This window comes from Mesorhizobium sp. M7A.F.Ca.US.007.01.2.1 (genome assembly GCF_003998165.1).
In the GTDB taxonomy this organism is placed as follows: Bacteria; Pseudomonadota; Alphaproteobacteria; order Rhizobiales; family Rhizobiaceae; genus Mesorhizobium; species Mesorhizobium ciceri.
Window position 1 is genome coordinate 1 of sequence record NZ_RZQP01000296.1, and the last position, 6,452, is coordinate 6,452.

8 protein-coding genes are annotated in these 6,452 nt (G+C 63.3%); 4 read left to right on the forward strand and 4 right to left on the reverse strand.

The genetic code is table 11. The features are described from left to right. Both EN949_RS31635 and EN949_RS31640 read left to right on the forward strand, forming a co-directional pair. A partial coding sequence (locus tag EN949_RS31635) for a TIGR02302 family protein (protein ID WP_127371886.1) occupies window positions 1-1,578 on the forward strand: 1,578 nt, incomplete at its 5' end. A gap of 112 nt (window positions 1,579-1,690) precedes the next feature. After that, on the forward strand, window positions 1,691-2,062 hold the full coding sequence (locus EN949_RS31640; protein ID WP_127366445.1) for a glyoxalase superfamily protein: 372 nt from the start codon (window positions 1,691-1,693) through the stop codon (window positions 2,060-2,062). On the opposite strand, the gene EN949_RS31645 is transcribed toward EN949_RS31640, so the two are convergent. Further along, window positions 2,041-2,922: a LysR family transcriptional regulator gene (locus tag EN949_RS31645; protein ID WP_024503767.1), complete on the reverse strand. Its 882-nt coding sequence runs from the start codon at window positions 2,920-2,922 to the stop codon at window positions 2,041-2,043. The genes EN949_RS31640 and EN949_RS31645 overlap by 22 nt on opposite strands. 222 nt (window positions 2,923-3,144) lie before the next feature. Between EN949_RS31645 and EN949_RS31650 the strand changes: the two genes are divergently transcribed. Further along, on the forward strand, window positions 3,145-4,092 hold the full coding sequence (locus EN949_RS31650) for a DMT family transporter (RefSeq protein ID WP_164754734.1): 948 nt from the start codon (window positions 3,145-3,147) through the stop codon (window positions 4,090-4,092). On the opposite strand, the gene EN949_RS31655 is transcribed toward EN949_RS31650, so the two are convergent. The 3 genes from EN949_RS31655 to EN949_RS31665 all read right to left on the reverse strand — a co-directional run bounded on the left by EN949_RS31655 (window position 4,093) and on the right by EN949_RS31665 (window position 5,908). Beyond that, entirely contained in the window at window positions 4,093-4,464 is a 372-nt protein-coding gene (locus tag EN949_RS31655; protein ID WP_024503765.1) for a response regulator, read from the reverse strand. 74 nt (window positions 4,465-4,538) lie between these two features. Then, window positions 4,539-5,081: a hypoxanthine phosphoribosyltransferase gene (gene hpt, locus EN949_RS31660; RefSeq protein ID WP_027162903.1), complete on the reverse strand. Its 543-nt coding sequence runs from the start codon at window positions 5,079-5,081 to the stop codon at window positions 4,539-4,541. A 182-nt stretch (window positions 5,082-5,263) separates the two neighbouring features. Then, a complete protein-coding gene (locus EN949_RS31665) occupies window positions 5,264-5,908 on the reverse strand; it encodes a hypothetical protein (protein ID WP_027162904.1) in 645 nt (214 codons plus the stop codon). 192 nt (window positions 5,909-6,100) lie between these two features. Here EN949_RS31665 and EN949_RS31670 point away from each other — a divergent pair. Further along, the coding region (locus EN949_RS31670) for an ATP-binding cassette domain-containing protein (RefSeq protein ID WP_127371887.1) at window positions 6,101-6,452 on the forward strand (352 nt) is incomplete at its 3' end.

Genomic DNA, 6,452 nt, shown 5'->3' on the forward strand with positions numbered 1-6,452 from the left:
GACGACGACTATGGCGCCGCCACCGCCAAGGCGGTGTTCGCGCTTGCCGATCCGCAGGCGCCGAATGCGCGTCCACTGTACGGTGCACCTGAAATGCCGCTGACGCTGCCGCGCCGCGGCGGCAAGTCGAACGCCGCCAGGACCTCGAAGGACCTGACCGAGCATGTCTGGGCCGGCAGCAGCATCAAGCTGACGCTGGTCGCCACCGACGATGCCGGGCACACCGCATCCAGCGAAACCAAGACGCTGCTGATGCCGGAGCGGCCTTTCGCCAATCCGCTGGCACGCGCCGTGATCGAACAGCGCCGCCTGCTGGCGCTCGACGCCAACGCCAAGCCGCGCGTGCTAGACCTGATGGACGCCATCACGCTGCGGCCGGAAGACACCTTCGACAACATGTCCCATTACCTCGCCATCATGAGCGCCCGCACCCGGCTGAAGATGGCCGACAGCGACGATCAATTGCGCAGCGAGGTCTCCTATCTCTGGGAAATCGCGCTCGGCATCGAGGAAGGCAATCTTTCGGCCGCCGAAAAGCGGCTGCGCCAGGCGCAACAGGCGCTGCAGGACGCCATCAAGAATGGCGCCAGCGACGCTGAAATCGAAAAGGCGATGAAGGAACTGCGCGAGGCGATGAACCAGTTCCTGCAGGAATTCGCGGAGCGCGCCAAGCAAAATCCCAACGCCCCGCAGATGCAGCAGAATGGCCAGGAACTGCGCCAGAGCGACATCGATCGCATGATGGACCAGATCGAGAACCTGGCGAAGTCCGGTGATCGCGACAAGGCCCAGCAATTGCTGTCCCAACTGCAGGACATGATGAACAATCTGCAGGCCGACCGTCAGCAGCAAGGCGGCCAGCAGGACAGCGAGATGCGCCAGCAGATGGACAAGCTGGGCGAGATCCTGCGCCGTCAGCAGGAGATGATGAACGACACCTTCCGCATGGATCAGATGCAGCGCGGCGAGCGCCAGCGCGGGCAGAACCGTGACGAGCAGCTCGGCGAAGGCGGCCAGGATGAGGACAGACCCGGCGTCGGCGAAGACCGCGATCCGCTCGCCCGGCAAAAGCCGATGACGCCCCAGGAATTCGCCGATGCGCTGAAACAGCTGCAGCAGGGCCAGGGCCAGTTGCAGAGCGACCTCGAACAGCTGAAGAAGGGCCTCGAAGGCATGGGTATGGAGCCCAATGAAGGATTTGGCGAGGCCGGCAAGTCCATGGGCAATGCCGAACAGGCACTCGGCGAGGGCGAAGGCGATGCGGCCGTCGGCCATCAGGGCCGGGCGCTGGAAGCGCTGCGCAAGGGCGCCAAGGACATGATGAAGCAGATGCAGGCCATGCAGGGCGACCAGGGTGGCGGCGAGGAAGGCGGCCGCCAGCAGAACGCCGATCGCGATCCGCTCGGCCGGCCGCGCGCCAGCCAGGGTCCCGATTTCGGCGATTCGGTGAAGGTGCCCGACGAGATCGACGTGCAGCGCGCCCGCCAGATTCTGGAAGCGATCCGCAAGCGGCTCGGCAATGCGCTCAGCCCTGACATCGAACGCAGCTATCTGGAACGGCTGCTCGAGCTGAAATAGAGCAATTCCAGGAAATGTGTGAAGCGGTTTTCCGTCCGGAATTGCGAAAAAACAAGGGGATCGCCGCCCCCGTCCATCCCACCTGAAAACCCTCTCGCACGGTTGCACCACCATGCCCAGACTTGGCGCCGTCACACCCATCCTGCGCATCTTCGACATTGCCAAGGCGCGTGAATTCTATGTCGGCTTCCTCGACTTCAAGGTGCAGTGGGAACATCGCTTCGCCGACGACGCGCCGCTCTACATGGCGATCGGCCGCGACGGCTGCGTCCTGCATCTCAGCGAACATTATGGCGACGGTGCACCCGGCATCGCCCTGCGCATCGAGGTCGAGGACATCACGGCTCTTCATGGCGAGCTGACCGGCAAAAACTACCGCTTCGCCAGGCCAGGCGTGGAAGAGACGCCTTGGAAGACCCGCGAGGTATCGGTCGCCGATCCGTTCGGCAACAGGCTGCATTTCTACGAGGATGCCGCCGGCTGACTGAGCCTGTTGACGAAGGCTTCGCGGATCGCATCCTGCATGCCGTCGATCGCCTCGCCTGACGCGTTCGGGTTGCGGTGCATCACCACGTTCGAGGAATCGATGGCGCCGAATCCGTCCGCCGTGGTCAGTTCACGACAGCCGTCCGGAATGTTGCTGCGCGAGATCGGCGCGATCGCCAGTCCGGAGGTGACGGCGAGCTTGAGGCCGCCGGTGGTGTCGCTGGTATAGGCGACACGATAGGCAAGATCGCGCTGCTCCAACGACTTGATGGCGAAGTCCTTGCACCAGCCGGCCCGGTTGTAGAGCGCGATCGGCACCGGCTGTTCCTCATGCATGTGATGCAGGGACGATGTCACCCACACGGTCGGGTCGTGCATCAGCACTTCGCCGCCGGCGGGATCCTGCCATTCGAACACCACGCACAGATCGAGCTCGCCGGCAGCGAGCGCCGCCATCTGTGCCCCGGAATGGGCATAGCGCACGGTGACCTCGACCTGCGTATGACGCTTCGAGAAAGCGCCGAGCGCGCGCGACAGGATGGCGTGGCCATATTCCTCCGGAATGCCGATGCGCACCGGCCCGCCAAGCGGCGCTGCCGCCATCGATGCCGACGTCTCGTCGAGCAGCGAGACGATGCGGCGGGCGTTGACGATGAGTTCGCCGCCGCGCCGCGTCAACGCGACGCCGCGCGAACCGCGCTCGAACAGGCTGGCGCCGATCAGATCTTCGAGCTTCTTCATCTGCATCGACACCGCGGATTGGGTGCGGCCGGCCTGCTCCGCCGCCTTGGTGAAATTGCCGGTCTCGGCAATCGCCACGAAGGTGCGCAGGAGGTCGCTGTCGAGGGTCGGCCGCATGAAATCCGCCATAAGAGAATTTGATTGCTGGCATCATTCCAATTCGTTTGCAACATGTCAAACGGCGGATGATAGTCGCCTCACCCATTGGATATGCGGCTGCGAAATCAGCCGCGGACCAATCAAGAGTCCTCACTCGTGCCCGCTGCCCGAAACGGTGGCGGGTTCTTTTTACCCCGCAGGCGGCAGCTTCGGATCGTACGCGCAGGAGCCTGGATGCAGATGGAAAATCGGATGGTGGGCGGCATCCTGAGCCTGTGCCTCGGCGTGCTGGTCTTTTCGCTGCAGGATCCGCTCGTCAAAGCCGTGTCGAGCGGTTATCCAGTGACCGAGGTGATGGCGATCCGCTCGATCGTCGCTCTGCCGATCCTCATCGTTCTGGTCCATGCCGATGTTGGCTTGCGGGCGATCCTGTCGAAGCGATCCGGCATGCTGACGGTGCGCGCCTTCATCCAGTTCACCTCCTATACGATGTACTATCTGGCCATCGCCGCCTTGCCGCTTGCCGATGCGGTGGCGCTTTATTTCATGGCGCCGCTGTTCATCATGGTGCTCGCCGGGCCCTACCTTGGCGAGCGCGTCTCCTGGCAGACACTGGCAACCGTGCTGATCGGCTTGTTCGGCGTCCTCGTGATGCTGCGCCCCGGCGCAGGGCTGTTCGACTGGGCAGCGCTGCTGTCGCTGGGCTCGGCGGCGCTCTATGGTTTTTCGCAGCTGATGGCCCGCAAGATCGGCGACACCGAATCGTCCACCGTGATGGCCTTCTATCAGAACGGCGCCTATCTGGTTGGCGCCGCCGTGGTTGCCGGCGCGTTTCACCTTGCCGGCATAACCCACGCCGTCCACCCCAGCCTGGAATTCCTGGTACGGCCATGGCTTTGGCCGACGCTGCCGGATTTTCTAAAGATGGCCGCCTGCGGCTTCGTCGCCTCCGCCGGCATGATCCTGCTGTCGCAGGCTTACCGGATGGCGCCGGCCAACCGCGTTGCCACCTTCGAATATACCGGCATCCTGTGGTCGCCGCTGTGGGGTTTCCTGTTCTTCGCCGAGGTGCCGCGGTCGACGACCGTGATCGGTGCCGCCTTGATCATCGGCGCCGGTCTGCTGGCGCTCAACACCGAACGGCGCAAGAATGTTCCACCCGTGCTCGCTGCCGCCGACCCAGCCTGATCAGGCGAAGCAGATCAGCGCCCGTTCGACACGCGAGCGGATTTCAGCCAGCGTGAAGGGCTTCTGCACGACATCGAGGATGATGCCGTTCAATTCCTCGGCGCGCTCGCGCTGGTCGGCATAGCCGGTCATCAGCACGATCTTGATGGCGGGAAACAATGCTGCCGCCGCTATCGCCATCTCGATGCCGTCCATCTCCGGCATGCGGATATCGGAGACGACGAGATCATATCCGCCACGCGCGGCCTGGATCAGCGCAAGCCCCTGCGCGCCATCCGCCGCGATATCGATTGTGTGCCCGGCGCGTTCAAGCGCGCGGGCGGCCAGGGTGCGGACGGACTCATCGTCCTCGACGATCAGAAGCTTTGCCATGGCCGGCATATTTGGCCGCCAAAAGTTGACTTTTCCTGAAAGCGCTGAGGATCAGCAAACCTTTTTGCTGCCGCTCAGGCATCCCCTTTGACGACACCGACAAAGGGCAACTCGCGAAAGGCATGGGCTACATCCATGCCGTAGCCGACGACGAAATAGTCGGGGCAGTCGAAGCCGACATAATCGGCATTGAGTTCGGTCTGGCGGCGCATGCGCTTGTCGAGCAGCACGGCGATCGAACAGCTCTTGGCGCCCCGCGACAGCATCAGCTCCCGGGTGAAGCTCAGCGTCTTGCCCGATTCGAGAATGTCGTCGATCAGCAGCACGTCGCGGCCAGCGACCTCATTGTCGATGTCGCGCAGCACCCTCACCTCGCCGCTGCTGGTGCCGGCGCCATAGCTGGAGATGAAGATGAATTCGACCTCCGGCGACAGGCCGACATCGTGCATGGCGCGGATGAGATCTGCGGCGAAGATGAACGACCCCTTCAGCACCGAGATCACCAGGAGGTCATGGTAGTCGTGTCCGGCAATCTCCTTGGCGAGTTCGAGATTGCGCCGCGCGATCGCCGATGCAGAAAACAGGACTTCGATGTTCTTGCCGCGTACAATTGGCATTTTTCGCCCCGCTGATTTTCTTGCCTAAACGCGTTCACGCCCAGCATGTGTTGAGATTCAGGTCAGGCTGAGTCGAAAACGGTGGTTTCCGAGAACCGGAGCGGAGCGTACTGAAGTACGTGAGCACCGGAAGCGCACGAAACCGCCGTTTGCGGCCAGTCTCACCTGAATATCAGCACACGCTATTCGGCGAAGGTGACCGATACAGTTCTTACACCGTTTCTAGGCACGTCGAGCCGGCTGGCAAAGCCGAATCTTTCGCCAGAGGCCAGCGAACGGCCGGATGTCCCCAACGTATAGCGGGTGATGTGCCCGTCATTGCCGGTCACCCGGATTTCAAGCGGCGGCAGCTGCGCCGGTTTGGCGCCGTCATTGGCGGCCTCGCCATCGACGAACAGCGCAGGGTTCGGTCCGGAAGCATCGACGCGTGACGTGACGCCCGAAATGCTGAGCGCCGACGCTTGCGCGCTGGACAGGAACGGCACCTGGCGCACCAGCGCGTGCCCGCCGGAAACCCAGAAGGCGGCCAAGGCAGCGCCGATGCCGGCGATCCAGAAGATCGGCCCGCCGCGCGAGGTTGGCGGCCGCTCCGGCGGGGCTTCGGGCTTGCGCAGCATGTCCATGCCTTCGATGGGTGGCATGACGATCGCACGCGGCAGCGGCGAAACGCTTTCCACGGCAGGCGCAAGGCGCGGCATCACCACGTAATCGGCATCGACGATGTCGGCGGCCGAACCACGCATGAACCGGTCCGCCGCGGCAATTGCCGCCGGATCGGTCATGATTTCGCCGGAAACCGGGCGCGCGGTTCGATCGTCAGCCATCATGGCCCCAGCATTGCAGCACGTGTTCGCTTTTCGTTTCTTTTGCGTAAACACAAATGGTTAACGCTTCCCCACCGGAGCCCTCGTGACGAGTCGAAAGAGCCTAGGAATTAACCGCCGGTTAACCATGCCGGCCGATGGTCTTTACCCAGAACAGGCCGGCTCACTGCCGTGCCGAATTTCAGGTCGTCGAAATTGATTCGCTTCGAAAATGTCGGCCTCCGCTATGGCATGGGTCCGGAAATCCTCCGCGACATCTCCCTGCACATTCCGGAGCGCTCCTTCCAGTTCCTCAGCGGGCCTTCGGGCGCCGGCAAGACGACCTTGCTGCGCCTGCTGTTCATGTCGCTGAAGCCAACGCGCGGGCTGATCACCATCTTCGGCAAGGATCGCTCCCGCATTTCCCGCACCGAGCTGCCGCATCTCAGACGCCGGATCGGCGTGGTGTTCCAGGATTTTCGGCTGCTCGACCACATGACCACCTATGAGAACGTCGCGCTGCCGCTGCGCGTGCGCGGGCGCGAGGAGGCGAGCTACCGCACCGATG

Excerpts from the sequence above, each read along its gene's own strand:
- EN949_RS31655 (WP_024503765.1), bottom strand. The coding sequence starts at position 4,464 with ATGGCAAAGCTTCTGATCGTCGAGGACGATGAGTCCGTCCGCACCCTG.
- EN949_RS31645 (WP_024503767.1), bottom strand. The coding sequence starts at position 2,922 with ATGCGGCCGACCCTCGACAGCGACCTCCTGCGCACCTTCGTGGCGATT.
- EN949_RS31640 (WP_127366445.1), top strand. The coding sequence starts at position 1,691 with ATGCCCAGACTTGGCGCCGTCACACCCATCCTGCGCATCTTCGACATT.
- hpt (WP_027162903.1), bottom strand. The coding sequence starts at position 5,081 with ATGCCAATTGTACGCGGCAAGAACATCGAAGTCCTGTTTTCTGCATCG.
- EN949_RS31650 (WP_164754734.1), top strand. The coding sequence starts at position 3,145 with ATGGAAAATCGGATGGTGGGCGGCATCCTGAGCCTGTGCCTCGGCGTG.
- EN949_RS31665 (WP_027162904.1), bottom strand. The coding sequence starts at position 5,908 with ATGATGGCTGACGATCGAACCGCGCGCCCGGTTTCCGGCGAAATCATG.